General features: G+C 68.1%; 36 protein-coding genes. All 36 read left to right on the forward strand.

What is annotated here, in order from left to right:
- Positions 1-35: 35 nt before the first annotated feature.
- The 36 genes from HP445_RS06530 to rplO all read left to right on the forward strand — a co-directional run bounded on the left by HP445_RS06530 (position 36) and on the right by rplO (position 26794).
- Positions 36-1379: a prepilin-type N-terminal cleavage/methylation domain-containing protein gene (locus tag HP445_RS06530; protein ID WP_128780449.1), complete on the forward strand. Its 1344-nt coding sequence runs from the start codon at positions 36-38 to the stop codon at positions 1377-1379.
- The gene (locus HP445_RS06535; RefSeq protein WP_128780450.1) at positions 1379-2032 is read left to right on the forward strand and encodes a PilW family protein; all 654 of its coding nucleotides are present in this window, start codon (positions 1379-1381) and stop codon (positions 2030-2032) included. The genes HP445_RS06530 and HP445_RS06535 overlap by 1 nt, the downstream gene beginning before the upstream one ends.
- The gene (locus HP445_RS06540) at positions 2029-3897 is read left to right on the forward strand and encodes a hypothetical protein (RefSeq protein WP_111038483.1); all 1869 of its coding nucleotides are present in this window, start codon (positions 2029-2031) and stop codon (positions 3895-3897) included. Before HP445_RS06535 ends, HP445_RS06540 begins: the two co-directional genes overlap by 4 nt.
- A complete protein-coding gene (locus HP445_RS06545) occupies positions 3894-4757 on the forward strand; it encodes a prepilin peptidase (RefSeq protein ID WP_372496371.1) in 864 nt (287 codons plus the stop codon). Before HP445_RS06540 ends, HP445_RS06545 begins: the two co-directional genes overlap by 4 nt.
- Before the next feature lie 59 nt (positions 4758-4816).
- Positions 4817-5869: a type IV pilus assembly protein PilM gene (gene pilM, locus HP445_RS06550; RefSeq protein ID WP_128780452.1), complete on the forward strand. Its 1053-nt coding sequence runs from the start codon at positions 4817-4819 to the stop codon at positions 5867-5869.
- Complete coding sequence (locus tag HP445_RS06555) at positions 5866-6642, forward strand: hypothetical protein (protein WP_111094816.1); 777 nt, start codon at positions 5866-5868, stop codon at positions 6640-6642. Before pilM ends, HP445_RS06555 begins: the two co-directional genes overlap by 4 nt.
- A gap of 1 nt (position 6643) precedes the next feature.
- Positions 6644-7366, forward strand: coding sequence for a hypothetical protein (locus HP445_RS06560; RefSeq protein WP_128780453.1), 723 nt, complete (start codon positions 6644-6646; stop codon positions 7364-7366).
- 176 nt (positions 7367-7542) lie between these two features.
- Complete coding sequence (locus HP445_RS06565; protein WP_411913884.1) at positions 7543-8130, forward strand: CBU_0592 family membrane protein; 588 nt, start codon at positions 7543-7545, stop codon at positions 8128-8130.
- Positions 8131-8157: 27 nt separating this feature from the next.
- Positions 8158-8673, forward strand: a complete 516-nt coding sequence (locus HP445_RS06570; protein WP_128780455.1) for a DUF6121 family protein — start codon at positions 8158-8160, stop codon at positions 8671-8673.
- Between the two features lie 37 nt (positions 8674-8710).
- On the forward strand, positions 8711-9943 hold the full coding sequence (locus HP445_RS06575) for a hypothetical protein (RefSeq protein WP_164941158.1): 1233 nt from the start codon (positions 8711-8713) through the stop codon (positions 9941-9943).
- Positions 9944-10171: 228 nt separating this feature from the next.
- Complete coding sequence (rpsL, locus tag HP445_RS06580; protein WP_017885540.1) at positions 10172-10540, forward strand: 30S ribosomal protein S12; 369 nt, start codon at positions 10172-10174, stop codon at positions 10538-10540.
- 5 nt (positions 10541-10545) lie between these two features.
- The gene (rpsG, locus tag HP445_RS06585; RefSeq protein WP_017885539.1) at positions 10546-11016 is read left to right on the forward strand and encodes a 30S ribosomal protein S7; all 471 of its coding nucleotides are present in this window, start codon (positions 10546-10548) and stop codon (positions 11014-11016) included.
- Between the two features lie 87 nt (positions 11017-11103).
- A complete protein-coding gene (gene fusA, locus HP445_RS06590) occupies positions 11104-13221 on the forward strand; it encodes an elongation factor G (protein WP_027466735.1) in 2118 nt (705 codons plus the stop codon).
- Between the two features lie 147 nt (positions 13222-13368).
- Entirely contained in the window at positions 13369-14556 is a 1188-nt protein-coding gene (gene tuf, locus HP445_RS06595; RefSeq protein ID WP_027466734.1) for an elongation factor Tu, read from the forward strand.
- 173 nt (positions 14557-14729) lie between these two features.
- On the forward strand, positions 14730-15707 hold the full coding sequence (locus HP445_RS06600) for a DNA topoisomerase IB (RefSeq protein ID WP_128780456.1): 978 nt from the start codon (positions 14730-14732) through the stop codon (positions 15705-15707).
- An 80-nt stretch (positions 15708-15787) separates the two neighbouring features.
- Positions 15788-16615, forward strand: coding sequence for a DarT ssDNA thymidine ADP-ribosyltransferase family protein (locus HP445_RS18560; RefSeq protein ID WP_084741336.1), 828 nt, complete (start codon positions 15788-15790; stop codon positions 16613-16615).
- Between the two features lie 520 nt (positions 16616-17135).
- Complete coding sequence (gene rpsJ / locus HP445_RS06610) at positions 17136-17444, forward strand: 30S ribosomal protein S10 (RefSeq protein WP_017885534.1); 309 nt, start codon at positions 17136-17138, stop codon at positions 17442-17444.
- A 12-nt stretch (positions 17445-17456) separates the two neighbouring features.
- On the forward strand, positions 17457-18113 hold the full coding sequence (gene rplC / locus HP445_RS06615) for a 50S ribosomal protein L3 (protein WP_027466731.1): 657 nt from the start codon (positions 17457-17459) through the stop codon (positions 18111-18113).
- 2 nt (positions 18114-18115) lie between these two features.
- A complete protein-coding gene (gene rplD, locus HP445_RS06620) occupies positions 18116-18775 on the forward strand; it encodes a 50S ribosomal protein L4 (RefSeq protein WP_027466730.1) in 660 nt (219 codons plus the stop codon).
- Positions 18772-19071, forward strand: a complete 300-nt coding sequence (gene rplW, locus HP445_RS06625; RefSeq protein WP_027466729.1) for a 50S ribosomal protein L23 — start codon at positions 18772-18774, stop codon at positions 19069-19071. Before rplD ends, rplW begins: the two co-directional genes overlap by 4 nt.
- A gap of 18 nt (positions 19072-19089) precedes the next feature.
- Complete coding sequence (gene rplB / locus HP445_RS06630; protein ID WP_027466728.1) at positions 19090-19929, forward strand: 50S ribosomal protein L2; 840 nt, start codon at positions 19090-19092, stop codon at positions 19927-19929.
- Between the two features lie 11 nt (positions 19930-19940).
- Complete coding sequence (rpsS, locus tag HP445_RS06635; protein ID WP_017885529.1) at positions 19941-20222, forward strand: 30S ribosomal protein S19; 282 nt, start codon at positions 19941-19943, stop codon at positions 20220-20222.
- Between the two features lie 25 nt (positions 20223-20247).
- On the forward strand, positions 20248-20640 hold the full coding sequence (gene rplV, locus HP445_RS06640; protein WP_035809257.1) for a 50S ribosomal protein L22: 393 nt from the start codon (positions 20248-20250) through the stop codon (positions 20638-20640).
- Positions 20640-21452, forward strand: coding sequence for a 30S ribosomal protein S3 (gene rpsC, locus HP445_RS06645; protein ID WP_017885527.1), 813 nt, complete (start codon positions 20640-20642; stop codon positions 21450-21452). Before rplV ends, rpsC begins: the two co-directional genes overlap by 1 nt.
- 2 nt (positions 21453-21454) lie before the next feature.
- A complete protein-coding gene (rplP, locus tag HP445_RS06650) occupies positions 21455-21874 on the forward strand; it encodes a 50S ribosomal protein L16 (protein ID WP_017885526.1) in 420 nt (139 codons plus the stop codon).
- Complete coding sequence (rpmC, locus tag HP445_RS18895) at positions 21874-22194, forward strand: 50S ribosomal protein L29 (protein ID WP_017885525.1); 321 nt, start codon at positions 21874-21876, stop codon at positions 22192-22194. Before rplP ends, rpmC begins: the two co-directional genes overlap by 1 nt.
- Positions 22194-22478, forward strand: coding sequence for a 30S ribosomal protein S17 (gene rpsQ, locus HP445_RS06660; RefSeq protein ID WP_017885524.1), 285 nt, complete (start codon positions 22194-22196; stop codon positions 22476-22478). Before rpmC ends, rpsQ begins: the two co-directional genes overlap by 1 nt.
- Positions 22479-22509: 31 nt before the next feature.
- The gene (gene rplN, locus HP445_RS06665) at positions 22510-22878 is read left to right on the forward strand and encodes a 50S ribosomal protein L14 (RefSeq protein ID WP_017885523.1); all 369 of its coding nucleotides are present in this window, start codon (positions 22510-22512) and stop codon (positions 22876-22878) included.
- Between the two features lie 3 nt (positions 22879-22881).
- Positions 22882-23241 carry a 50S ribosomal protein L24 gene (gene rplX, locus HP445_RS06670; RefSeq protein ID WP_017885522.1) on the forward strand — a complete coding sequence of 120 codons (360 nt, stop codon included), beginning with the start codon at positions 22882-22884 and terminating at the stop codon, positions 23239-23241.
- On the forward strand, positions 23241-23831 hold the full coding sequence (gene rplE / locus HP445_RS06675) for a 50S ribosomal protein L5 (RefSeq protein ID WP_042537502.1): 591 nt from the start codon (positions 23241-23243) through the stop codon (positions 23829-23831). The genes rplX and rplE overlap by 1 nt, the downstream gene beginning before the upstream one ends.
- 153 nt (positions 23832-23984) lie before the next feature.
- Entirely contained in the window at positions 23985-24383 is a 399-nt protein-coding gene (rpsH, locus tag HP445_RS06680) for a 30S ribosomal protein S8 (protein ID WP_017885519.1), read from the forward strand.
- 6 nt (positions 24384-24389) lie between these two features.
- Positions 24390-24926 carry a 50S ribosomal protein L6 gene (rplF, locus tag HP445_RS06685; RefSeq protein ID WP_017885518.1) on the forward strand — a complete coding sequence of 179 codons (537 nt, stop codon included), beginning with the start codon at positions 24390-24392 and terminating at the stop codon, positions 24924-24926.
- A 2-nt stretch (positions 24927-24928) separates the two neighbouring features.
- Complete coding sequence (rplR, locus tag HP445_RS06690) at positions 24929-25303, forward strand: 50S ribosomal protein L18 (protein ID WP_027466725.1); 375 nt, start codon at positions 24929-24931, stop codon at positions 25301-25303.
- Complete coding sequence (gene rpsE / locus HP445_RS18350) at positions 25300-26148, forward strand: 30S ribosomal protein S5 (RefSeq protein WP_071406161.1); 849 nt, start codon at positions 25300-25302, stop codon at positions 26146-26148. Before rplR ends, rpsE begins: the two co-directional genes overlap by 4 nt.
- Complete coding sequence (gene rpmD, locus HP445_RS06700) at positions 26148-26333, forward strand: 50S ribosomal protein L30 (RefSeq protein WP_017885515.1); 186 nt, start codon at positions 26148-26150, stop codon at positions 26331-26333. The genes rpsE and rpmD overlap by 1 nt, the downstream gene beginning before the upstream one ends.
- Positions 26330-26794: a 50S ribosomal protein L15 gene (gene rplO / locus HP445_RS06705; protein WP_027466723.1), complete on the forward strand. Its 465-nt coding sequence runs from the start codon at positions 26330-26332 to the stop codon at positions 26792-26794. The genes rpmD and rplO overlap by 4 nt, the downstream gene beginning before the upstream one ends.
- Positions 26795-26856 lie beyond the last annotated feature (62 nt).

Here is a 26856-nt window from a genome sequence, read left to right on the forward strand (position 1 = left end):
CCTGATGTACTTCCACTCCGGCCAGAAGGGACGCCATGATCTCGCGCATCGCCGAGCGACTGCGTTCCGCACGGGACAACGAGGACGGCTTCACGATCATCGAGGTGATGGTCGCGATGACGATCTTCGCCCTGATCGCCGCCGGGATCGCCGCCGGCATCGCTGCCTCACTGGTGCTGTCGAAGGACACCCGTGCGCGCGAGGTCGCATCGACGATCGCGATGGAGGACATCGACGACCTCCGGGACACCCCGAGCATCTTCAACGTGAAGAGCGGCACCGCCACCAAGCAGGTCGGCAATCAGGTCTTCGACCTGACCCGGAAGGTGTCGTGGACCCGGTCGTCCGGCGCGGCCACCGCCTGCGGCACGGGCGACGGCAGCTTGTCGTACAAGGCCGTGACGGTCACGGTGCGGTGGAAGACCAGCGCTGCAGCGTCCGGGACCCATCAGGTCGAGATGTCGAGCGCCATCGCTCCACTCACGAACATCAACTCGGACACCACGGGCTCGATCCTCGTCGGCGTGACGAACGCGAACGGGATCGGCGTCTCCGGGATCGTGCCGACCGTGAGCGGTGGCCCCGCCGGGGTCACGTTCCCGGCGACGGACGCGGAGGGCTGCACCTACGTGGCCGGCGTCGCGCCGGGGACCTACAAGGTGTCGGTCGCCCGCACCGGGTACATCGACTCGACCCAACAGCCGAGTCCGTCGTCGCAGTCGGTGACGGTGTCGGTCGGGAGCTCCGGTGCCGCCGCCTTCACCTTCGACAAGGTGACGACCTACTCGTTCAAGTACGTGACCTCGCCGGCCTCGTCCGCGATCCTGCCGACGAACCTGCCCTTGTCGATCACCAACGGGACGTCGGGCACGACCGTGTTGGACCCCGCCCCGACGAGCGCGGCCCTGTTCCCGTTCCCCTCGGGGTACCAGGCGGTGGCCGGGTTGTACTCCGCTGACGTGTCGTCCGACGCTGCAGCGACCTGCCTCGGCCCGGAACCAGGCGCCTGGACGACCGCCAACAAGGCAGGCAAGAAGGGGACGGCGACGGAGTTCAAGGACGCGACCGGGCCGATCCCGATCAGCATGGGCGCGATCACGCTCGCCAAGCCGGACAAGGCGCTCTTCATCACCGCGAAGACCACCACAGCCGTGAACGGCGATCCCGGCTGCGCGAAGGGGATGACCCTGAGCTTCCCGAAGCCGACGTCCGACAGCATGACGATCGCCCTGCCGTGGGGAACCTGGAAGCTGTTCACGGGCGGCACTGCGGGCGCGGCGACGACGCCGCTCGCGCTCACCGCCACCAACACCGCGATGGTCAGCAACGGTGCCGTCACCGGTGGCGTCGTCCTCGTCGACCCGAGGCCGGCCAGCTGATGCGCGCGCTCCTCCGTCGTCTGCGAGTCGATCAACGCGGGATCACGCTCGTGGAGCTCCTCGTCGCCATGCTCGTGACGTCGCTGCTGCTCACCCTGGTCGGGAGCTTCTTCGTGTCGATCTCGAAGGCGCAGCGCACGGTGTCCTCGGTCAACGACAGCACCCGACAGGGCACCACGTCGATGACGCAGCTCAGCCGGTACCTGCGTGAGGCCTCGCGGTGGCAGGTGAGCAAGATGGTCAGTGCGCCGGCGTTCGTGAGCGCCACTGGCAGGAGCGTGCAGTTCTACTCGGGTGTCGACCTGTCGAGTGCACGGGCCGGGCTCACCAAGGTGACGGTCGACGTCGTGTCGAACCGGCTGCGCATGCAGCTGCAGCGGGGCGACTGCCCGGCCGGCGGGTACTGCACGTTCACCGGTGCCACCCGGACGCTGTGGCTCGCCGACGTGGTCCGGGCAGGCACGCTCTTCTCGTACGTCAACGCGGACGACGGTCCCGTGTCCGCGCCGGCGAATGCCACCTACGACACGATCCGGTCCGTCCGCGTGGCGCTGACCGTGGGGTCGACGGGCGGCGTGACCGTCAACGACAGCACGTTCCAGGCCACCATCAACCTGCGCAACCTCGACTACGGCGCAGCCACGGAGTCATGATGCTCATCCGGATCCTCCGAGGCCTGCGTGCCCGAGACGACGAACGCGGGGTCGCCCTCGCGGCCGTCATCGGGATCGGTGCGGTGCTCATGATCGTGCTGTCCCTCGTCGTCGCCACCGCGACGAGCGGTGCGACGAAAGCGACGACCGACACGAACTACAACAAGGCGATCGCGGCCGCGTACGCGGGTCTCTCCGACTACCAGGGCCGCCTGGCAGCCGACAACGCCTACGTCAAGTACGGCGTGCGCACCGCGTTCTCGTCGACGAGCACGTACACGGCAGATCCGGCGAACAAGGCCTTCGGCACCGCGAAGGACGGCTCGTGGGCGAACGTGGTCGGGAGCACCGACCAGTCCTACCGGTACGAGGTCGACAACTCCGACTACTCGACGACCGGCAAGGTCCGCCTGCGCGTGACGGGGAAGGCCGGTGCCACGACGAGGACCATCGTCGTGGACCTCCGCGGCGACGGCTTCGTCAACTACCTGTACTTCACGAACTACGAGTCCCAAGACCCGAGCCTGACGAACGCCGGCTGCGTCTCGAACCACCGCAACGACGACGACTGGAGCTCCAGCAGCAGCTGTGAAGCCGTCACGTTCGCCAGCGGTGACGTCCTCGACGGGCCGGTCCGGTCGAACGACGTCATCACCGCCTGCGGAGCGACGTTCAACTCGAGCGTGCAGGACACGGGGCCCGCCGACTTCTTCTACACGAGCAAGGCGACGACCATCGACTCCGCCTGCCGCTCGTCCACGAAGTTCATCAGCGGGAGGATCAAGAACGTCGGGACGCTCCCCATGCCGAGCACCAACGCGAACATGAAGCAGGAGGCACGGACCGACATCCCCGAGAAGGTGGCGAAGCCCGGGTGCCTGTACACCGGTCCGACGTCCATCACGTTCCTCGCCGGGGGCAAGATGCGCGTGGTCTCACCGTGGACCATCTCCACACAGGTCAAGGGCAACGCCAACGGCAGCGCCATCGCACCGGGCCCGGGGAACGACGCCCTGTGCGGCTCGGTCGCTGCTCTCCGGGGAACCGGTGCCGTCGTCCCCACGCTGCCCGCGAACCTGGTCTACGTGCAGAGCGTGCCGTCGACGGTCGGTGACCCGAACTACTGGGCGTCCAGCGCCACACCGTCCGGCACGGTCAACGGGACCGTGAACGCGGGTTCGCCGGTCTACTGCCAGCAGACGGTCAAGTCGGGGACCTCGACGAGTTCGGACTACGGCAACGGCCTGGGGTACCCGCTCAACGGCGAGTTCACCGGAACGCGCGGGGATGCCGGGTACTACGGGTGCCGCAGCGGTGATGCCTTCGTGTCCGGATCCTTCGGCGGACAGATGACCCTCGCCGCGGAGAACTTCCTGTACGTGACCGGAAACATCGTCTACCAGAACGGCCGGACCTCCGACGACATGCTCGGGCTCGTCGGGCAGAAGGCGGTCTCCGTCTACAACCCCGTGTCCTGCTCGAGCTACTCCGGCTGGTCGAACACGGTGTGCAACACGGGCAGCAGCTCCTACTCGACGAACACGGCGCCGACCAAGAACATCGAGATCGACGCGGCCATCGCCAGCAACCTCGGCACGTTCAACGTCCAGAACAGCCAGTACGGGTCGAACCTCGGCATCCTCACGATCTACGGATCGATCGCCCAGCAGTTCCGCGGCTCGGTCCGCACCTCGTACGGCAACGGCCTGCTGACGGGGTACGCGAAGGCGTACTCGTACGACAGCAGACTCAAGTCCTCCGCCCCGCCCAAGTTCCTGCAGCCGGTCTCGACCACGTACGGCGTGACGACCGAGACCGAGTCGGCCACGGCCTTCCGCGCCGACGGCACCCCGACGGGGAAGTGACCGTGGCTTCCTTCGCCTCGGTGGCGCCCCTCGTCGCCGCGCTGGTCGGTGTGCTCGGTCTCGCGATCGGGTCGTTCCTGAACGTCGTCGTGTACCGCGTGCCCGCGGGCATGTCCGTCGTCGCGCCGGCCAGCTCCTGCCCCCGATGCGGTCACGCGATCCGAGGTCGCGACAACGTGCCCGTGATCTCCTGGCTCGTCCTGCGCGCCCGGTGCCGCGACTGCGGCGCGCCCATCTCGGCCCGGTACCCGCTCGTCGAAGCCACCACGGGCCTCCTGTTCGTCGCGGTGACGCTGCTCTCGGTCCTCGCACCGTGGTCGCCGCTGGCGGCGCCGGACGGCGTCCCCGGAACGATCCACGCTGCGATCCTGCTCGTCGCACTCCTGTACCTGATGGCGATCAGCATCTCGTTGACGCTCATCGACCTCGACACCCACACGTTGCCGAACCGGATCGTGCTGCCGGCCTACGTCGTGCTGCCCGTGCTCCTGCTGGCGGCGTCGGCGGCGTCCGGGGACTGGGGCGCCGCGCTCCGGGGCCTCATCGGCCTGGTCGTCCTCGGCGGCGTCTACCTCGTGCTCGCGCTGGCGGTGCCCGGCGGGATGGGGCTCGGCGACGTGAAGCTCGCCGGCGTGCTCGGCCTCGTGCTGGCGTACCTCGGATGGGGACCCCTCGCAGTGGGTTCTTTCGCGGCGTTCCTGCTCGGAGGTACCTTCGCAGTCGTCCTCTTGGTCGTGCGCCGGGCGGGCCGTCGCAGCGGGATCCCGTTCGGCCCCTGGATGCTCGCGGGTGCCTGGCTCGGCATCGCCGTCGGTGCCCCCGCATGGGACGGCTACCTGCGCCTCCTCGGACTCGCCTGACGCCTCGTCGCGCGCTGACCCACCAGACCGACCCGAAGACGGTCACGGAAGGACCACCCATGTCGAAGAGCATCGTGGGCGTCGACATCGGCGCCGCCGCGATCCGTGCTGTCGAGGTCCAGGACGCCGACAAGCCGAGACCGACGATCCTGCGGTTCGCCGAGGTGCCCGTGCCCCCGGGCGCGACGAAGCAGGGGGAGGTGCTCGAGCCCAACACGGTCGCGGGTGCGCTTCGACAGCTCTGGTCGCTCGGGCGCTTCCGCTCGAAGGACGTCGTGCTCGGCATGGGCAACCAGCGCGTGCTGTCGCGCGACCTGACGGTCCCGAAGGCCCCCATCGCGCAGATCCGTGAATCGTTGCCCTTCCAGGTGCAGGACATGCTCCCGGTGCCCGTGGGCGACGCCATCCTCGACTTCTACCCGACCAGCGAGGAGACGGGGGAGAACGGCCCCACCGTGAGCGGTCTCCTCGTCGCCGCGGTGAAGGACGCCGTGCTCGCCAACGTCCGCGCGGTCCAGAACGCCGGGCTCAAGCCGGTCGGTGTCGACCTCATCCCGTTCGCCCTGGCACGTGTCCTCGCGCCGTTGAACCGGTCGGGCACCGTGGCCATCGTCGAGTGCGGCGGCAACACGACGACCGTCGTCATCGTCACCGACGGCGTCCCGAAGTTCGTCCGCATCGTGCCGACCGGTGGCGACGACATCACGCGGCTCCTCGCCGGTCGGCTGACGATCGACGAGGGAGCGGCCGAAGCCGTCAAGCGCCACCTGGGCATGGATCCGGAGCGGGCGCGGACCGGCGACGACGCGCTCGCGGTCGCGGCGGTCCGCGAGACGATGGGCGAACTGCTCTCGAGTCTCCGCAACACCGTCAACTACTTCGTCAACACCCACCCTGCCGAGCCCGTCGGTGAGATCCTGCTCTGCGGTGCTGCAGCTGCGCTCCCCGGTTTCGCCGCAGCGCTCTCGGAGTTCACCCGGACGCCCGTCCGGTTCGGGGCGCCGTTCGCCAACGTCGCGCTCGCGAAGTCCATCCGGGTCGAGGACCTGCACGCGCACGGCGCATCGATCGCCGTGGCATGGGGACTCGCCGCGGGAGGGAAGGCAGCATGAGCCAGTCGACCAAGTCGAAGCCCTCGCGCTCTGGACGGAGTCGCCGCCGAGGAGCGGCGCCCGACCCCGCCCTGCGAGTCGCCGCCGAGACCGCGGAGCGCGTCAAGCGCCAGCGTCGGACCACGCCCAGCGAGATCGTCGTCGGGGGCCGCCCCAGTGTCGACCTGCTGCCCACCGAGGTCCTCGCCGACCGACGCAGCAGCCGTGTCGTCCGTCGGATGTGGGCGGGCGTGGTCCTCGTGGCGATCGTGGTCGGGATCGCGACCGCCGGAGCCAGCCTCCTGTCCAGCCAGGCCCACGACGACCTGACCCACGCGCAGGACGAGACCCTGTCACTCCTGCAGCAGCAGGCGAACTACCGCGAGGTCCGGGACACGGAGGCCGGTACCGCGCTGCGTGAAGCCGCGCAGTCGGTCGGCGGGGCCACGGAAATCGCCTGGCAGCCGTACCTCGCTTCGCTGAAGGCATCGCTCCCGGCGGGAGTCGAGATCACCGGCGTCGCGATCGACTCGGCCACGCCGCTGGAGACCTACGCGCAGGCCGACACCCCGCTCCAGGGCCAGCGTGTCGCGACCCTGACCATCGACGCGCAGAGCCCGACGCTGCCGTCCGTTCCGTCGTGGCTCGATGCCGTCAAGGGGCTCAAGGGCTTCGTCGACGCGACCGCGAACTCGGTCACGCTCGACCCGACGACGGCCACGTACACGGTGAACATGACGATCCACGTCGACCAGGCCGCCTTCGACGGCAAGTACCAGGACAAGGGCGAGTGAGATGACCCGCAACCGACTCAACATGCTCCTCGCCGTCGTGGCGATGGTCGTGGTGGCACTCGCCGGGTTCTTCCTCGGCGTGCAGCCACATCTCGCACAGGCCGCGAGTGACCGTACCGACCAGGTGTCGGTTGACGCGACGAACCGGACGACGGCGGCGGAACTCGCCCGGCTCAAGGACCGCGCGAAGTCCCTGCCGGCGATGAAGGCGGAACTCGCGGAGCTCACCACCTCGGTGCCGTCGAGTGCGAACATGTCCTCCTTCTACGGCGCAGTCGACGGCGTGGCAGCCCGGGCGGGCGTGAAGGTGTCCGCGATCACGACGTCCGACGCTGTGGCGTACACCGCCCCCGTCGCGGCCTCGACTGCCGCGGGCACCGAGGACTCGTCGGCCTCCGCGACGGACGAGGCGACGGACGAGGCGACGCCCGAGCCGACCGCGGCATCCACCGGCGACGCGACGGTGCCCGGGACCGACCCGGCGATCTCGGCCGCGAACTTCTCGGCCATCCCCGTCTCCGTGTCGGTCGACGGGTCGTTCGACCAGGCCCTGTCCTTCGTCGGGGGCATGCAGGACGGCGCTCGACTCTTCCTGGTCACCACGGTGTCGTCCTCCATCTCGCAGGACTCGACCGACCCGGCCGCGGCGGCTGCGACGACGTGGACGTTCGGTGGCTACGTGTACGTCCTGACCGCCGACTCGGACACCGCTGCGAAGGGCTGACCCGACCCCCACGGACTGGGGTCGGCCGCGCCACGCCGACCCCACTTCCGCGACACCCGTCGTTGTGATTACGATGCACCAGGCGCCGTGATCGCGGCCGCTCATCCCCTCTCGAACGGTCGGCTCGAACCGGCCGTTCCTCGTCGTGCCCGGAGTCGCGCGTGTTGGTCGGAATCGTGGAATTCCTGGGTTGGTTCGGCGCAGTAACCGTTCTAGCTGGTTACATCTTGTTCTCCACCGGCAAGATCCCGAACGGCCCGCTCTACCAGCTGTTCAACCTCGTCGGCGGCCTCGCGGTGGCCATCAACGTCGCCGCGCACCACGCCGTCCCCTCGACCATCGTCAACGGGATCTGGGCGATCGTCGCCGTCGTCGTCCTGGTGAAGATGGGCCGAGCGCGCCGCGCGGCGAAGCGCGACGGATCCGTGTCCAGCGAGCCGCCGGTCCTGCACGCCGAGCCGGCCGCGACCACCGGGGTCCTGCCGGTCATCGGCCCGGCGCTGCGCGACCACGAGCCGGAGAGCACCGCCGATGCGGACGCCACCACGGGCCTCCAGTCCGACGTCCCGACGGACACGACCGACGCGACGGACGAGACGGCCGCGACGATGCCGGATTCCGCGCCCGCCCCCATGACGGAGACCGTCCCGATCATCACGGCGACGATCGCGCTCGCCCTGGTCGCCGCAGCGCAGGAGCAGTCCGACCGGGCGGACCGTCGCGAGCACGCGGACGACACGGACCACGCCGAACCCGCTTGCTGACCAGCCGGTCGGCGATACGATCGGCGCATGTCCCGGTGGTTGATCGCGACGATGACGTCGGTCCTCTTCATCGCGCTCGTGATCGCCGTCACGGGCTTCGAAGCCCTGCTCGCCGACGTCGAGGTCATCTCGCAGCCCGACGCCACCCCGTACCTCGGGCCCGCGATGGTGGTCGGTGGCGCGGTGGTGGTCTTCCTCGCGACCGCGGCCGGCGTGCGCGACGGCAACCCCGGGGTCACCGCGCTGGTGGCCGCAGCGACGGTCTACCTGGTCATGCTCGGCGTCGGAGCCGTGGGCTACGCGCTCGTCCGCTCGGACGCGACGGAGCTCCTCGTCTTCCCCGCGGGCTACGCCCTCGGGCCGTTCGTGGTCGGGTCCGTCGTGGTGGCGCTCCTGTCGGTGCTCGGTGGGATCACGATGGCTCGCCACCAGGTACGGACCGGCGAAGGCTCGGGCGCGACCGGGACGGCGCGTCTGGACCAGCCCGACGAGCGCTCCGGGCACGACCGGACGAACGCGGGCGAGGAACCCGCCGGACGGTAGTGTTCGCAGGGCACGACGCACACGCAACGGGGGAACGATGAGCGACCAGCACGCGCAGGATCCGGACCAGCAGGGCGGCTGGGGTGCCGTCCCGCCGGTGGCCTCGATCCGTGGAACCGACGGAACGTCCGGGGCAGCGGCCCAGGGGTTCGGTCCGGGTCCCGGCGCAGGAGCCCCCGGATTCCCCGGGATGCCCGGGATGCCCGGGGTGCCCGGGGTGCCCGGACCGGTGCCGCAGCGTCGTCGCCGGAAGCTCCGCCGCGGTCAGCTCATCGGCATCATCTCGGGCGGCACGGCGGTCGTCCTGCTGCTCGTGGCCGGTGTCGTCGGGTACTCGGTCGGTTCCTCCTCGCACTCGGCGGACCGCCCGGTGCGGGCGTTCCTCGACGACCTGACGGCCGGACGCGTGGCCGATGCCCTCGACGACGCGGGCATCGAACGCGAGAAGACCGACGTGCTGCTCGGCGAAGCCGCCTACGCGAAGGCATCGGACAAGGTCACGGGCTACCGCGTCGCCGCGACGCGCACGGACGGCGACACCGCGACGGTCCGCGCGTACCTGCGCCAGGGCGGTCAGGACGTCGCTGCGACCTTCACGCTGGACAAGACCGGGACGGACTGGGGTGTGTTCCCGATCTGGGAGCTGCAGGCCCCCGAGCTCGGATCGGTCGCCGTCGCCGTGCGTGGGCCGTCCGGTGCGGCGGTCACCGTCGCCGGCCGGAACGTGAAGACCGCGAAGGACGGCACGGTGAGCCTCCGTGCGCTGCCCGGCACGTACGACGTCGCCTTCGACGGCGGCAAGTGGACCACGGCCCGTGGGGGATCGGCGAGCGTCAGTGGGTTCGGGCGGTCGACCTCGACCCCGGTGCAGATGACCACGACCCTGACCACCGCCGGGCAGCAGGCCGCCAAGCGGGCGGTGGACGACTGGGTGGACGGCTGCATCGCCTCCACCGACGCCGCACCCGCCGGTTGCAGTTTCTACGCGTACGGGCAGAACCCCGCGTACACGTACTCGAACCAGAAGTGGACGCTCGAGACGCGGCCGACGGTCCGGGTCGGCAGCTGGACGACGAACGGCTGGTTGATCACGACGACGGTGCCAGGCCGGGCGAAGTACACGGCCGACATCTCGGGTGCCGCCGGCACCGGGACGGCCTCTGCGGGGCCGCTCAACGTGAACGCGAGCGGGTACGTCACGGGCTTCTCGAGCGACGGCGCCACGTTCCGTTCGGCGGTGGGCAACGGGTCGTCCGACACCGGCTCATGACGGTGTCGGTTCCCGGGGTGACCCGGATTGATTTCGTCCCGTTACGCGGGTAGTCTCTACCGGGTGTGCGCCCTCGGGCGCGCCCGAAAAGTCCGGCGAGCGGGATCGCCCAGCCGGACCACTCCGTCCCCCACTCGAACACCCGCCGTCCGGCGGTGCTCAGCGTGGGACGAGGAAGCCGGCGGAACGCGCCGGCCAGAGAGCACGAGCGAAGAACCAGGAGAACAGTTGCCTACTATTCAGCAGCTGGTTCGCAAGGGTCGTACGCCGAAGGTCACCAAGACCAAGGCGCCCGCCCTGAAGGCGAACCCCCAGCAGCGTGGTGTGTGCACCCGCGTCTACACCACCACCCCCAAGAAGCCGAACTCGGCACTGCGCAAGGTCGCTCGTGTCAAGCTCTCGAACGGCACCGAGGTCACGGCCTACATCCCCGGTGAGGGCCACAACCTCCAGGAGCACTCGATGGTGCTCGTCCGCGGCGGTCGTGTGAAGGACCTCCCGGGTGTGCGGTACAAGATCATCCGTGGCGCCCTGGACACCCAGGCAGTCAAGAACCGTAAGCAGGCTCGTAGCCGCTACGGCGCGAAGAAGGGTTGAGTTAGATGCCTCGCAAGGGTCCCGCCCCCAAGCGTCCCGTCGTCGCCGACCCGGTCTACGGTGCGCCGATCGTCAGCCAGCTCGTCAACAAGATCCTGCTCGACGGCAAGAAGGGCCTCGCCGAGCGCATCGTCTACGGTGCACTCGAGGGCGTTTCCGCCAAGAACCAGCAGGACGCCGTCGTGACGCTGAAGAAGGCGCTCGACAACGTCCGTCCGACCCTCGAGGTCCGTAGCCGCCGTGTCGGTGGCTCGACCTACCAGGTCCCGGTCGAGGTCAAGCCGCACCGCGCGAACACCCTCGCGCTCCGTTGGCTCACCTCGTACGCCAAGGCCCGTCGCGAGAAGACGATGACCGAGCGTCTCATGAACGAGATCCTCGACGCGTCGAACGGTCTCGGTGCCGCGGTCAAGCGCCGCGAGGACACGCACAAGATGGCCGAGTCGAACAAGGCCTTCGCCCACTACCGCTGGTAGTCCCGGCACCGTCCGGGTGCCGGTGGTCAAGAACCCCGGCGCCCGGACGGCCGCCAACCTCTCCTACAACTCTTCCGGAGGAACCCTGTGGCACAGGACGTGCTCACCGACCTGAACAAGGTCCGCAACATCGGCATCATGGCGCACATCGATGCCGGCAAGACCACGACGACCGAGCGCATCCTGTTCTACACGGGCATCACGCACAAGATCGGTGAGGTCCACGACGGCGCTGCCACGATGGACTGGATGGCGCAGGAGCAGGAGCGCGGCATCACGATCACGTCGGCCGCGACGACCTGCTTCTGGGACAACAACCAGATCAACATCATCGACACCCCCGGTCACGTGGACTTCACGGTCGAGGTGGAGCGCTCGCTCCGCGTCCTCGACGGTGCGGTCGCCGTCTTCGACGGCAAGGAGGGCGTCGAGCCCCAGTCCGAGACCGTCTGGCGTCAGGCCGACAAGTACGACGTCCCGCGCATCTGCTTCGTCAACAAGATGGACAAGCTGGGCGCCGACTTCTACTACACCGTCGACACCATCGTGAACCGCCTCGGTGCGGAGCCGCTCGTGCTCCAGCTGCCGATCGGTTCCGAGAGCTCGTTCGAAGGCGTCGTCGACCTCGTCCAGATGCGTGCACTCACCTGGCGCGGCGACGCCAAGGGTGACGTCGCGATGGGCGCGAAGTACGAGATCGAAGAGATCCCGGCCGACCTGCAGGACCGTGCCGCCGAGTACCGCGAGAAGCTCATCGAGCGCGTGGCCGAGGCGGACGACGTCCTCATGGAGCGCTACCTCGAGGGCGACACCGACTTCTCGGTCGCCGAGATCAAGGCAGCCATCCGTGCCCTCACGGTGAGCAGCACGCTCTACCCGGTCCTCTGCGGTTCCGCGTTCAAGAACCGTGGTGTCCAGCCGATGCTCGACGCCGTCATCGACTACCTCCCGTCCCCGCTCGACGTGCCGCCGATGATCGGCCACGACGTCAAGGACGAGGAGAAGGAGATCATCCGCAAGCCCGACGCGTCGGAGCCGTTCTCGGCCCTCGCGTTCAAGGTCGCGGTGCACCCGTTCTTCGGTCGTCTGACCTACGTGCGCGTCTACTCCGGCTCGATCGAGTCCGGTGCCCAGGTCATCAACTCGACCAAGGGCAAGAAGGAGCGCATCGGCAAGATCTTCCAGATGCACTCCAACAAGGAGAACCCGGTCGCCAACGTGACCGCTGGCCACATCTACGCGGTCATCGGCCTCAAGGACACCACCACCGGTGACACCCTGTGCGACCCGACCAACCAGGTCGTCCTCGAGTCGATGACGTTCCCGGAGCCGGTCATCGAGGTCGCCATCGAGCCGAACACGAAGGCCGACCAGGAGAAGCTCTCCACGGCCATCCAGAAGCTCGCCGAAGAGGACCCGACGTTCCGCGTCGAGCTCAACGCCGAGACCGGTCAGACGACGATCAAGGGCATGGGCGAGCTCCACCTCGACATCCTCGTCGACCGCATGAAGCGTGAGTTCCACGTCGAGGCGAGCGTCGGCAAGCCCCAGGTGGCCTACCGCGAGACGCTCACCAAGATCGTCGAGCGCTACGACTACACCCACAAGAAGCAGACCGGTGGTTCCGGCCAGTTCGCGAAGGTGCAGATCGCGCTCGAGCCGATGGAGGTCACGAGCGAGAAGGTCTACGAGTTCGTCAACGCGACCTCCGGTGGCCGTGTCCCGCGCGAGTACATCCCGTCGGTCGACGCCGGTATCCAGGACGCCATGCAGGTCGGCATCCTCGCGGGCTACCCGACGGTCGGCGTGAAGGCCATCCTCAAGGACGGCGCGGCGCACGACGTCGACTCGTCCGAGATGGCGTTCAAGATCGCCGGCTCGATCGCCTACAAGGAAGCGGCTCGCAAGGCCGGTCCGGCGATCCTCGAGCCGATCATGGCCGTCGAGGTCCGTACTCCTGAGGAGTACATGGGCGACGTCATCGGTGACCTGAACTCCCGTCGTGGCCAGATCGCCTCGATGGAGGACGCCTCGGGCGTCAAGGTGGTCCGCGCGAGCGTGCCGCTGTCCGAGATGTTCGGCTACGTCGGCGACCTGCGGTCGAAGACCTCTGGTCGTGCGGTCTACTCGATGACCTTCGAGACCTACAGCCAGGTCCCGGCCAAGGTCGCCGAGGAGATCATCGCGAAGAACGCGGGGGAGTAGCGCTCAGCGCTTCTCCACAGGCGGGGGCGCCCGGCGACGGGCCCCTCGCCACCAAGTAAAGTACAGACACACACCGCGCACCAACGGTCCCGAGCCCATCCAGGGCCGGCCGGGGGTGACGCTTCCGAGTCCTGAGGAGGACCCACAGTGGCCAAGGCCAAGTTCGAGCGCACCAAGCCGCACGTCAACATCGGAACCATCGGTCACGTCGACCACGGCAAGACCACGCTCACGGCGGCGATCACCAAGGTTCTGCACGACCAGTACCCGGACCTCAACGAGGCCCGCGACTTCGCGCAGATCGACAACGCTCCCGAGGAGCGCCAGCGCGGCATCACGATCAACATCTCGCACGTCGAGTACCAGACCGAGAAGCGTCACTACGCGCACGTCGACGCCCCCGGTCACGCCGACTACGTGAAGAACATGATCACGGGTGCGGCACAGATGGACGGCGCGATCCTCGTGGTCGCCGCTACCGACGGCCCGATGCCCCAGACGCGTGAGCACGTCCTGCTCGCCCGCCAGGTCGGCGTCCCCTACATCGTCGTCGCACTGAACAAGTCCGACATGGTGGACGACGAGGAGATCCTGGAGCTCGTCGAGCTCGAGGTCCGCGAGCTCCTCGGCTCGCAGCAGTTCGACGAGGACGCCCCCGTCGTGCAGGTCTCGGCGCTCAAGGCGCTCGAGGGCGACGAGAAGTGGGTCAAGTCGGTCCAGGACCTCATGGCCCAGGTCGACGAGCACGTGCCGGACCCGGTGCGCGCCACCGACCAGCCGTTCCTGATGCCGATCGAGGACGTCTTCACGATCACCGGTCGTGGCACGGTCGTCACCGGTCGCGTCGAGCGTGGCACGCTCAACCTGAACGCCGAGGTCGAGATCGTCGGCATCCGCGCGACGCAGAAGACCACGGTCACGGGCATCGAGATGTTCCGCAAGCTGCTCGACCAGGCGGTCGCCGGTGACAACACCGGTCTGCTCATCCGTGGCCTCAAGCGCGAGGACGTGGAGCGCGGCCAGGTCGTCGTGAAGCCGGGTTCGGTCACGCCGCACACCGAGTTCCAGGCGAACGCGTACATCCTGACCAAGGACGAGGGTGGGCGTCACAACCCGTTCTACGCGAACTACCGCCCGCAGTTCTACTTCCGCACCACGGACGTCACCGGCGTCATCACGCTGCCCGAGGGCACCGAGATGGTCATGCCCGGTGACACCGTCGCCATGACGGTCGAGCTGATCCAGCCGATCGCCATGGAAGAGGGCCTCCGTTTCGCCATCCGTGAGGGTGGTCGTACGGTCGGTGCCGGTACGGTCGAGAAGATCATCAAGTAACTCCGGTTCCTTGCGACAGCGGGGTCGGGCCTTCGGGCCCGGCCCCGCTTCGTCGTGTGCGGCCACTGACGGGCCGTACAGGGCGCCGGACAGGAGGCCCGGGGCGGCGCCCGACACGGGCCTCCTGTCCGCCCCGTGACCCGTCACAGGCGTCACGGAGTTGGCTCGACCGCGTGACCCGCCTCCGAAGATCCGCGACCTCCGGTCGCGGCTACCACCGCGTCCGTTCCGGACGCGGTTTCTCGTTCCGCGACCCCGACGGCAACACCGTGACCGATCCGGACGAGCGCCGTCGACTCGAGGAGTTCGTGATCCCGCCGGCGTGGGACGACGTCTGGATCTCCCCGTACGCGAACGGCCACATCCTGGCCACGGGTACGGACGGTGCGGGGCGCCGCCAGTACATGTACCACCCGTCCTGGCGTGAACGGATGGACCGGATCAAGTACGACCGTGCGCTTGCACTGGCGGAGTCCCTGCCGGTCGCCCGCCGCGGTGTCACGCAGGACCTCCGTCGCCCCGAGCCGGACCGCCGCCGTGCGCTGGCCGCAGCGTTCCGCATGCTCGACCAGGGGTCCCTCCGGGTCGGGTCCGAGCGGTACGCCACGGAGCACGGCAGTCGGGGGCTGTCCACGCTGCTCTGCGCGCACGCCCACGTGTCGGGCGACGACATCGAGCTCGACTTCCCCGGCAAGAGCGGGCAGGAGTGGTCGTCGTCGATCCACGACCACGACCTGGCGCGGGTCATCGCCGGCATGAAGCGTCGCGGGCCCAACGCGCGGTTGCTCTCGTTCCGCGAGCGTCGCGGTGCGGAGTGGGAGCCGCTCTCCGCCGAGGACATCAACGCGTACGTGAAGGAACGCGCGGGCGACGAATTCACCGCGAAGGACTTCCGGACGCTGCACGGCACGGTCGCGGCCGCGGTCGACCTGGCGAAGACCGGACCGCAGTCGTCCCAGGCCAAGCGGAAGAAGGCCGTCTCGCACGCCGTGAAGGCCGCCAGCGACGAGCTCGGCAACACCCCGACGGTGTGCCGACAGAGCTACATCGACCCCCGGTTGCTTGACGCGTACGACCACGGCGAGACCATCGATCAGAACCGCCTGGCGTCCGCCGAGGCCGAGGTCCGGGCGCTGCTCTACCGACAATGACCCGGGGGCCGTCCGGATGACGTAGCGTTGGTCGACGTGCCGGACCACCCCCACACGGCACGGAAGGACCCACAACAGTCGTGACCGACGAGTGCATCCACGGATTCCCCACCGAGCTCTGCGACATCTGCGCACCCCGGCAGCGCGAGGCGTCGGAGATCCCAGCCACCCCGGCACCCCGCCGGACCCGCATCACCACCAACCTGCGCGTCGACCCGCCGGCCTCCGGGCCCGGGACGTCGCTCCGGTCGCCGACGTCGCTCCGTTCGTCGTCCGCCGACCTGCCCGAAGCACGTGAGTTCGCAGCGCTCCGCGCCCACCACGTCACCCACATCGACAACCTCGACGGCATCGTCGGTGCCGGCGCCATCCTGGCGTCCGACCAGGCCGAACCGGTCGTGGACGTCAGTTCCGCCGACACCCGCGCCGCCCGCGCCGAGGCCGAGGCGCCCGACGGCTCCTCGATCGCCGGCCACGTGCCGTTCACGCTGTCGCCCGACGCCACCCGCTGGGACGAGCTCCGCACGGGCGCCGAGGGAGAGCGCTGGTCGGACGCCGCCCGCCGAACCCGCGCCATCGACTACGTCGTGCTCGTCGTGCCGGTCTCCGCGTTCGGAGCCTCGGTGATCGTCGCCGACCAGGACGCCGACGCCGACGACGTCCGGTTCGCCGTCGGTCCCGACGCCGGCACGAACCTGATCCGTCGCACCGACTTCACCGACCCGGAGATGCACGGCCTCGAGCTGCTCGCCGGACCGAGCGTGCCGTTCACGTCGGTCGCGGTCATCGGCGTGCCGAACGACAAGGCCCGGCAGACCGTCCGCGCCGTGCTCGCCGACCACGGTGGACACGCTCCACGAGTGGCCGTGTTCCCGCCGTGGTTCGTGCCCCCGGTGACCGCCGAGTGACGGTCTCCTGACCCGCGTCGACGCACCCTCCGGACCCCGTCCGGAGGGTGCGTCGCGTTGCGGGGCCGAGCCGGGCCTCCAGGCCGTCCGATCCGCGTGGATCCGGGCAAGCGAGCCAGCGGGACACGCCCGGCAATTCGCGACACGCCCGGGTTGCACGTGGGCCAGGGCTATGCGAGACTTGTCCGGTTCCGAATTCCCCGTGGGTGTACGCCCACAGGATCACTGCTCTGGCAGTGCACAACCCCCTTGTTCAGCAGGGCTGGGTTGGGCCGCAGGCAGCAGAACACGACTCCCCGGAGGCGACGGACGCGGTGTACCACTGCTGCGCCCGGAGCGCGAGGCAGTCGATTGCCCACGCTGGACGGCCACGGTCGCCCGCGAGATTGACAGGTGAACAGCGGTCATCCCCAGTGGATGCGGCCGGTTGGTTCAGGAAAACAGCACGGTCCGCAGGAATGCGGAACCGAGCGGCGTCAGGCGGCCAGAGGGTGCGCGGCGCAGAGAGGACAAGAGACACATGGCGGGACAGAAGATCCGCATCCGGCTCAAGTCGTATGACCACGAGGTCATCGACACGTCGGCCCGGAAGATCGTCGACACGGTGACCCGTGCCGGTGCAACCGTGGTCGGCCCGGTGCCGCTCCCCACCGAGAAGAACGTGATCGCAGTGATCCGTTCCCCTCACAAGTACAAGGACTCGCGCGAGCACTTCGAGAAGCGCACGCACAAGCGGGTCATCGACATCGTCGACCCGACGCCGAAGGCCGTGGACTCGCTCATGCGACTCGACCTGCCGGCCGACGTCAACATCGAGATCAAGCTGTAAGGGGGCTGACCAATGGCGAACTCAACCAAGACCGTCAAGGGCCTCCTCGGCAAGAAGCTCGGGATGACCCAGGTGTGGGACGAGAACAACAAGTTCATCCCCGTCACCGTGATCGAGGTCGGCCCGAACGTGGTCACCCAGATCCGCAACGCTGAGCGCGACGGCTACGAGGCGATCCAGATCGCCGCCGGTGCCATCGACCCGCGCAAGGTCAACAAGCCGGCCGCTGGCCACTTCGAGGCCGCTGGCGTGACCCCGCGTCGCACCCTCACCGAGATCCGTACCAACGACTCCGCTGAGTACACGCTCGGCCAGGAGCTCACCGTGGACGGCACGTTCACGGCGGGCCAGAAGGTCGACGTCGTCGGTACCTCCAAGGGCAAGGGCTTCGCCGGTGTCATGAAGCGCCACGGCTTCCACGGCGTCGGCGCCTCGCACGGTGCGCACCGCAACCACCGCAAGCCCGGCTCGATCGGTGCTTCCTCGACCCCGTCGCGCGTCTTCAAGGGCATGCGCATGGCTGGTCGTATGGGTGGCGACCGCGTGACCGTCCTCAACCTCACGGTGCACGCCGTCGACGCCGAGAAGGGTCTGCTGCTCGTCAAGGGCGCCGTCCCCGGTGCTCGTGGCCGCTCCGTCTTCGTCCGCACCGCCGTGAAGGGTAAGTGATCATGGCCACCACGACCGCAACCACGATCGACGTCCTCGACGCATCGGGTGCCAAGTCCGGCACCGTCGAGCTCCCCGCAGCTCTCTTCGACGTCGAGACCAACGTCCCGCTGATCCACCAGGTCGTCACCGCGCAGCTCGCAGCCGCGCGTCAGGGCACCCACAAGACCAAGAACCGTGGCGAAGTCCGCGGTGCCGGTCGCAAGCCGTTCAAGCAGAAGGGCACCGGCCGCGCCCGTCAGGGTTCCGTCCGTGCTCCGGAGCACACCGGCGGTGGCGTCGTCCACGGACCGACCCCGCGCGACTACTCGCAGCGCACCCCGAAGAAGATGATCGCCGCTGCTCTGCTCGGCTCGCTCTCGGACCGCGCCCGCGGTGGCCGCATCTCCGCTGTGGAGGGCTTCGTCGCGGCTGAACTGCCGTCGACCAAGACCGCCCGCACGCTCCTCGAGAAGGTCGCGCCCGTCAAGAACGTGCTCGTCGTGCTCGAGACGGACGACGAGCTGACGCTCAAGTCGATCCGCAACCTGTCGAACGTCCACGCGCTCTCGTACGGCCAGCTCAACGCCTACGACGTGCTGCGTTCGGACGCCGTCGTCTTCAGCAAGAGCGCCCTCGACGCCTTCATCGCGTCGAAGACCGCGAAGGAGATCACCGCATGAGCGGCTTCAACAAGGACCCGCGCGACGTCATCATCTCGCCGGTCGTCTCGGAGAAGAGCTACGCGCTCATCGACCAGGGCAAGTACACGTTCATCGTGGACCCCCGCTCGAACAAGACCGAGATCAAGCTCGCCATCGAGAAGATCTTCGACGTCAAGGTCGCGAGCATCAACACGCTGAACCGCCCGGGCAAGACCCGTCGCACCAAGTTCGGTCTCGGCAAGCGCAAGGACACCAAGCGCGCCATCGTGACGCTCAAGTCCGGTTCGATCGACATCTTCACGGCTGTCGGCTGAGGACCAGAGGGATAAATCATGGCTATTCGTAACTACAAGCCGACGACCCCCGGTCGTCGCGGCTCGTCGGTCGCCGACTTCGCTGAGATCACCCGTTCGACTCCGGAGAAGTCACTGCTTCGTCCGCTGCCGAAGACCGGTGGTCGCAACAGCTCCGGCCGTATCACCACGCGTCACATCGGTGGTGGCCACAAACGCCAGTACCGCGTGATCGACTTCCGTCGCTCCGACAAGGACGGCGTCGACGCCAAGGTCGCTCACATCGAGTACGACCCCAACCGCACTGCGCGCATCGCGCTCCTGCACTACGTGGACGGCACGAAGCGGTACATCATCGCGCCGAACAAGCTGAAGCAGGGCGACGTCATCGAGCAGGGCCCCGGCGCCGACATCAAGCCCGGCAACAACCTGCCGCTGCGCAACATCCCCGTGGGTACCGTCGTGCACGCCATCGAGCTCCGCCCCGGTGGCGGCGCCAAGATGGCCCGCTCCGCCGGCGCCTCGGTGCGTCTCGTCGCCAAGGACGGCCCCTACGCGCAGCTCCGTCTGCCGTCGGGCGAGGTCCGCAACGTCGACGCACGCTGCCGCGCCACGATCGGCGAGGTCGGCAACGCCGAGCAGTCGAACATCAACTGGGGCAAGGCCGGCCGCATGCGCTGGAAGGGCGTCCGCCCGACCGTCCGTGGTGTCGCCATGAACCCGGTCGACCACCCGCACGGTGGTGGTGAGGGCAAGACGTCCGGTGGTCGTCACCCGGTCAGCCCCTGGGGCCAGTCCGAGGGCCGTACGCGCAAGCCGAACAAGCCGAGCGACAAGCTCATCGTCCGTCGCCGTAACGCCGGCAAGAAGCGCAAGTAGGAGTTCAGAAGATGCCACGCAGTCTGAAGAAGGGCCCCTTCGTCGACGAGCACCTGCTCCGCAAGGTCGTCACGCAGAACGAGGCCAACACCAAGAACGTGATCCGTACGTGGTCGCGTCGGTCGATGATCGTCCCGAACATGCTCGGGCACACGATCGCCGTCCACGACGGCCGCAAGCACATCCCGGTGTTCGTCACCGAGTCGATGGTCGGTCACAAGCTCGGCGAGTTCGCGCCGACCCGCACCTTCCGTGGTCACGTGAAGGACGACAAGAAGGGCCGTCGCCGCTGAGGCGGCGACGCAGAGGAGGAACGAAATGGTGGAGTCGATCGCACGCGTGCGACACATCCGCGTCACGCCTCAGAAGGCCCGTCGCGTCATCGAGCTGATCCGCGGCAAGCAGGCCCACGAGGCCCTCGCCATCCTGAAGTTCGCCCCCCAGGGCGCTTCGGAGCCCGTGTACAAGCTGGTCGCCTCGGCGATCGCGAACGCACGGGTCAAGGCGGACTCGACGAACAGCTTCCTCGACGAGCGCGACCTCTACGTGAGCCGCGTCTTCGTCGACGAGGGCACGACCCTGAAGCGGTTCCAGCCGCGCGCCCAGGGCCGCGCCTTCCGCATCAACAAGCGCACCAGCCACATCACGGTCGTCCTCGCGACGCCCGACGAGGCCGAGGTTGCCGCGACGAGCAAGAAGGCGAGCAAGTAATGGGCCAGAAGGTCAACCCGTACGGCTTCCGTCTCGGGATCACGACGGACCACGTCTCGCACTGGTTCACCGACAGCAAGAAGGCCGGTCAGCGCTACGCCGACTACGTGGCCGAGGACATCAAGGTGCGCGAGTACCTGAAGAAGACCCTCGACCGCGCCGGCGTCGCACGCATCGAGCTCGAGCGCACCCGTGACCGTGTCCGCGTGGACATCCACACGGCTCGTCCGGGCATCGTCATCGGCCGCCGCGGCGCCGAAGCGGAGCGCGTTCGCGGTGAGCTCGAGAAGCTCACCAAGAAGCAGATCCAGCTGAACATCCTCGAGGTCAAGAACCCCGAGACCGAGGCCCAGCTCGTCGCGCAGGGCATCGCCGAGCAGCTCTCCGCTCGTGTCGCGTTCCGTCGCGCCATGCGCAAGGGCCTGCAGGGTGCACAGCGCGCCGGCGCCAAGGGTGTCCGCATCCAGGTGTCGGGTCGTCTCGGCGGCGCCGAGATGTCGCGTTCGGAGTTCTACCGCGAAGGCCGTGTGCCGCTGCACACCCTCCGCGCGAACATCGACTACGGCTTCTACGAGGCCCGGACCACGTTCGGCCGCATCGGCGTGAAGGTCTGGATCTACAAGGGCGACATCACGAACAAGGAGCTCGCTCGCGAGCAGGCGAACCAGCGTTCGTCGCGCCCGGAGCGTCGTGGCGGCCCGCGCGGTGAGCGTGGCGACCGTGGCGGCGACCGTCGTGGCGGCGACCGCGGTGACCGTCGTCCGCAGCAGGCCCCGCAGGACGCGCCGGCCGGCGCAGGAGTTGAGGCGTAACCATGCTTATTCCCCGTCGAGTCAAGCACCGCAAGCAGCACCACCCGAAGCGTTCGGGTCAGGCCACCGGTGGTACCAAGGTCAGCTTCGGCGACTACGGCATCCAGGCCCTCACCCCGGCGTACGTGACCAACCGTCAGATCGAGTCCGCTCGTATCGCCATGACGCGTCACATCAAGCGTGGTGGCAAGGTCTGGATCAACATCTACCCGGACCGTCCGCTGACCAAGAAGCCCGCTGAGACCCGCATGGGTTCCGGTAAGGGTTCGCCCGAGTGGTGGGTCGCGAACGTGAAGCCGGGCCGGGTGCTCTTCGAGCTCTCCGGCGTCAGCGAGGAGATCGCCCGTGAGGCGTTGACTCGTGCAATCCACAAGCTGCCCCTCAAGGCACGCATCATCAAGCGCGAGGAGGGCGACGCATAATGGCGATCGGTTCCAAGGAGCTCCGTCCGACGGAGCTCGACACGTTCGAGAACGAGCGTCTCGCTGACGAGCTGAAGAAGGCCAAGGAGGAACTCTTCAACCTCCGCTTCCAGTCGGCCACCGGCCAGCTGGAGAGCCACGGTCGTCTCCGTGCCGTCAAGCGCGACATCGCCCGCATCTACACCGTCCTCCGCGAGCGCGAGCTCGGCATCCGTGCCACTCCCGCGCCCGTCGAGACCGCCCCCAAGGCCAAGAAGACGACGAAGAAGGCTGACAAGCCGGCCGAGTCGACCGAGGCCGAGACCGCCGAGGAGAAGTAATGGCGAACGAAGAGAAGAACTCCGCCGCCCTCACTCGCGGCTACCGCAAGACGCGTCGCGGGTACGTGACGAGCGACAAGATGGACAAGACCATCGTGGTCGAGGTCGAGGACCGCGTGAAGCACGCGCTCTACGGCAAGATCATCCGTCGCACGTCCAAGGTGAAGGCCCACGACGAGCTCGGCACCGCTGGTGTCGGCGACCTCGTCGTGATCAGCGAGACCCGTCCCCTCAGCGCCTCCAAGCGCTGGCGCCTGGTCGAGATCCTCGAGAAGGCCAAGTAGGCCTCGGCCTGCTTCGGAATAGGAGACAGCAGTGATTCAGCAGGAATCCCGCCTGAAGGTCGCCGACAACACGGGTGCCAAGGAGATCTTGACCATCCGCGTGCTCGGTGGCTCGGGTCGTCGCTACGCCGGCCTCGGTGACGTCATCGTCGCCACGGTGAAGGACGCCATCCCCGGCGGCAACGTGAAGAAGGGTGACGTCGTCAAGGCAGTCATCGTTCGCACCAAGAAGGAGACCCGTCGTCAGGACGGCTCCTACATCAAGTTCGACGAGAACGCGGCAGTGATCCTCAAGGCCGACGGCGACCCGCGCGGTACGCGCATCTTCGGTCCGGTCGGTCGCGAGCTCCGTGACAAGAAGTTCATGAAGATCATCTCGCTCGCGCCGGAGGTGCTGTAAGCCATGGCGAACATCAAGAAGGGTGACCTCGTCCAGGTCATCACGGGCGCGACGCAGGAGCGTGGCGGCGACCGTGGCAAGCAGGGCAAGGTCATCGAGGTCCTCAAGGACAAGAACCGCGTCGTCGTCGAGGGCGTGAACTTCGTCACGAAGCACGTCCGCGTCGGTCAGACGCAGCGTGGTTCGAAGACCGGTGGCATCGAGCAGCACGAAGCCTCGATCCACGTCTCGAACGTCGCACTCGTCGACCCGAAGACGAAGAAGCCGACGCGTGTCGGCTTCCGCACCGAAGAGGTGGAGAAGGACGGCGTCAAGAAGACCGTCCGTGTCCGCTACGCGAAGAAGTCTGGTGAGAAGCTCTGATGACTGACACGACTGCTGCGCCCGCTGGCAAGATCCAGCCGCGCCTCAAGCAGAAGTACCTGGCCGAGATCAAGACGGCCCTCACCGAGCAGTTCGGTTACGCGAACGTCAACCAGGTCCCCGGCCTGGTCAAGGTCGTCGTGAACACCGGTGTCGGCGAGGCCGCTCGTGACTCCAAGATCATCGAGGGGGCCATCAAGGACCTCACGGCGATCACGGGTCAGAAGCCCCAGGTCAACATCGCCCGCAAGTCCATCGCACAGTTCAAGCTGCGCGAGGGTCAGGCCATCGGCGCGCACGTCACCCTCCGTGGTGACCGCGCGTGGGAGTTCCTGGACCGCCTGGTGACGCTCGCACTGCCCCGCATCCGCGACTTCCGCGGTCTCAGCGACAAGCAGTTCGACGGCAACGGCAACTACACGTTCGGTCTCACGGAGCAGTCCGTGTTCCACGAGATCGACCAGGACCGCATCGACCGTGTCCGCGGCTTCGACATCACTGTCGTCACCACCGCGAAGACGGACGACGAGGGACGCGCGCTGCTCCGCCAGCTCGGCTTCCCGTTCCGCTCCAACGAGCAGACGGTCTAAACTACTTCGGGCGGTGCGGGCCGGAGGATTCACGTCCTCCGGCCCGCACGCACGAACACACCGATCTCGGGGAACCGCCCCGGGATCACTCGATCGCTCAGGTCGGCATTCGTGGAACGGGTGTCGAAACCAGGCGAGAAATGGACGAACATCATGACGATGACCGATCCGGTCGCAGACATGCTGACCAGATTGCGGAACGCGAACTCCGCGCACCACGACGCAGTCGCGCTCCCGAGCTCCAAGCTCAAGAAGAACATCGCCGACATCCTCAAGCGTGAGGGCTACATCAGCGAGTGGAAGGTGGAGGACGCCCGAGTCGGGCAGACCCTCACCATCGACCTGAAGTACGGCCCCGAGCGCGAGCGTTCGATCGCCGGCATCAAGCGCGTCTCGAAGCCGGGCCTCCGGGTCTACGCGAAGTCGACGGAGATCCCCCAGGTCCTCGGTGGCCTCGGCGTGGCGATCCTCTCGACCTCCTCCGGCCTCCTGACCGACCGCGAAGCCGAGCAGAAGGGCGTGGGTGGGGAAGTCCTCGCCTACGTGTGGTGATCGACAATGTCACGAATCGGACGTCTCCCCATCGACATCCCCGCCGGCGTCACCGTCTCCGTTGACGGTCAGAACGTGGCGGTCAAGGGCCCGAAGGGCGAGCTCGCGCTCGTCATCGCGGAGCCCATCCAGGCCAAGGTCGAGGAGAACCAGGTCCTCGTCACCCGTCCGGACGACGAGCGCGAGTCGCGTTCGCTCCACGGACTGACCCGGACCCTCATCGCCAACAACATCATCGGCGTGACCCAGGGCTACACCAAGGGCCTCGAGGTCGTCGGTACGGGTTACCGTGTCGCGGCCAAGGGCTCGAACCTCGAGTTCGCCCTCGGGTACTCCCACTCGATCACGGTCGAGCCGCCGGCGGGCATCAGCTTCGCGGTGGAGGGCAACAACAAGGTCACCGTCGCCGGTATCGACAAGCAGGCTGTCGGCGAGGTCGCCGCGAACATCCGGAAGCTCCGGAAGCCCGAGCCCTACAAGGGCAAGGGTGTCCGTTACGCCGGCGAGAACGTGCGCCGCAAGGCCGGAAAGTCAGGTAAGTGATCATGGGACTCCTCAAGACACGAGGCAAGAGCAAGGCGGCCGCCAAGGCGCGTCGTCACAACCGTCTCCGCAAGAAGATCACCGGCACCGAGGCTCGTCCCCGTCTCGCCGTCACCCGCTCGTCGCGTCACGTGTTCGTGCAGGTCATCGACGACTCGAAGGGTCACACCCTCGCAAGCGCCTCGACGATGGAGGCAGACCTCCGCTCGTTCGACGGCGACAAGACCGCCAAGGCCCGTCGCGTCGGTGAGCTCCTCGCCGAGCGCGCGAAGTCGGCTGGCGTCGAGGCCGTGGTCTTCGACCGCGGTGGCAGCAAGTACGCCGGTCGCGTCGCCGCGATCGCCGATGGTGCCCGTGAAGGAGGGCTGAACCTGTGAGCGACAACGCGAACACCAACGAAGACGCCAAGACCGAGGCCGTCGAGGCCACGGAGACCGAGGCTGTCGAGACCACGGAGACCACCGAGGCGAGCACGGAGGCCACGGCCACCGACGCAACTGCCGAGGCGACCACCGAGGGCGCCAAGACCGGTAAGGAGGCGGAGGCACCTGCCGTCGCCGAGCGTCCGGTCGAGACCGCCGCGGGCTCCGCGTCGAACAACCGCGACTCCGCTGACAACCGTGGCCGTCGTGGTGGCGGTCGTGACCGTCAGCAGGGCCGCGACCGCAACAACCGCGGTGGCGACAGCCAGTTCCTCGAGCGCGTGGTGACCATCAACCGCGTCTCGAAGGTCGTCAAGGGTGGTCGTCGCTTCAGCTTCACGGCGCTCGTCGTCGTCGGTGACGGCAACGGCCTCGTCGGCGTCGGCTACGGCAAGGCCAAGGAGGTCCCCACGGCGATCTCCAAGGGTGTCGAAGAGGCGAAGAAGAACTTCTTCCGCGTACCCCGCGTCGGCAACACGATCCCGCACCCGGTGCAGGGTGAAGCCGCCGCTGGCGTCGTCCTCCTGCGTCCGGCCGGCCCCGGTACCGGTGTCATCGCCGGTGGTCCGGTCCGCGCCGTGCTCGAGTGCGCCGGCATCCACGACGTCCTGAGCAAGTCGCTCGGCTCGTCGAACACCATCAACATCGTGCACGCGACCGTCGAGGCCCTGAAGCAGCTCGAGGAGCCCCGCGCCGTCGCGAGCCGTCGTGGCCTCGACGTCGAGCGGGTCGTCCCGGCCCGTCTGCTCCAGGCCGAGGCCGCAGCCCTGCGTGCCGCGACCGAGAAGGCAGGTGCGTGATGGCGATGCTGAAGATCACGCAGATCAAGTCCGTTATCAGCGAGAAGCAGTACCAGCGCGACACCCTGCGCAGCCTGGGCCTCAAGCGCATCGGCCGTTCGGTCGAGCGTGAGGACAACTCCCAGAACCGTGGGTACATCGCGACGGTGGCGCACCTCGTGAAGGTCGAGGAGGTCGACGCATGAGCGACGAGAAGAACGAGCGCGTGCAGGTGCTGAAGCTGCACCACCTCCGTCCTGCAGAGGGCGCCAAGAAGGACCGCACCCGTGTGGGTCGCGGTGAGGGCTCGAAGGGCAAGACCGCTGGGCGTGGTACCAAGGGCACGAAGGCCCGTTACCAGGTCCGGGTCGGCTTCGAGGGTGGGCAGATGCCGCTGCACATGCGCACCCCGAAGCTCCGCGGGTTCAAGAACCCGTTCCGGGTCGAGTACCAGGTCGTGAACCTGGACAAGATCTCGGAGCTCTACCCCGATGGTGGCGACGTCACCGTTGCGGGCCTGGTCGCCAAGGGCGCCGTCCGCAAGAACGAGAAGGTCAAGGTTCTCGGTCAGGGTGACATCACCGTGAAGATCACGGTCACGGTCGACAAGGTCTCGGCGTCCGCCGCCGAGAAGATCGTGGCTGCTGGCGGCACCGTCTCCCAGTAACCCCCGTCGGCGGCCCGTGCGTTTGCGCACGGGCCGCCGTTACGGTTTCCTTGACAGTGGCC

Origin of the sequence: Curtobacterium flaccumfaciens, assembly GCF_013359815.1 — a bacterium.
GTDB lineage: Bacteria > Actinomycetota > Actinomycetes > Actinomycetales > Microbacteriaceae > Curtobacterium > Curtobacterium flaccumfaciens.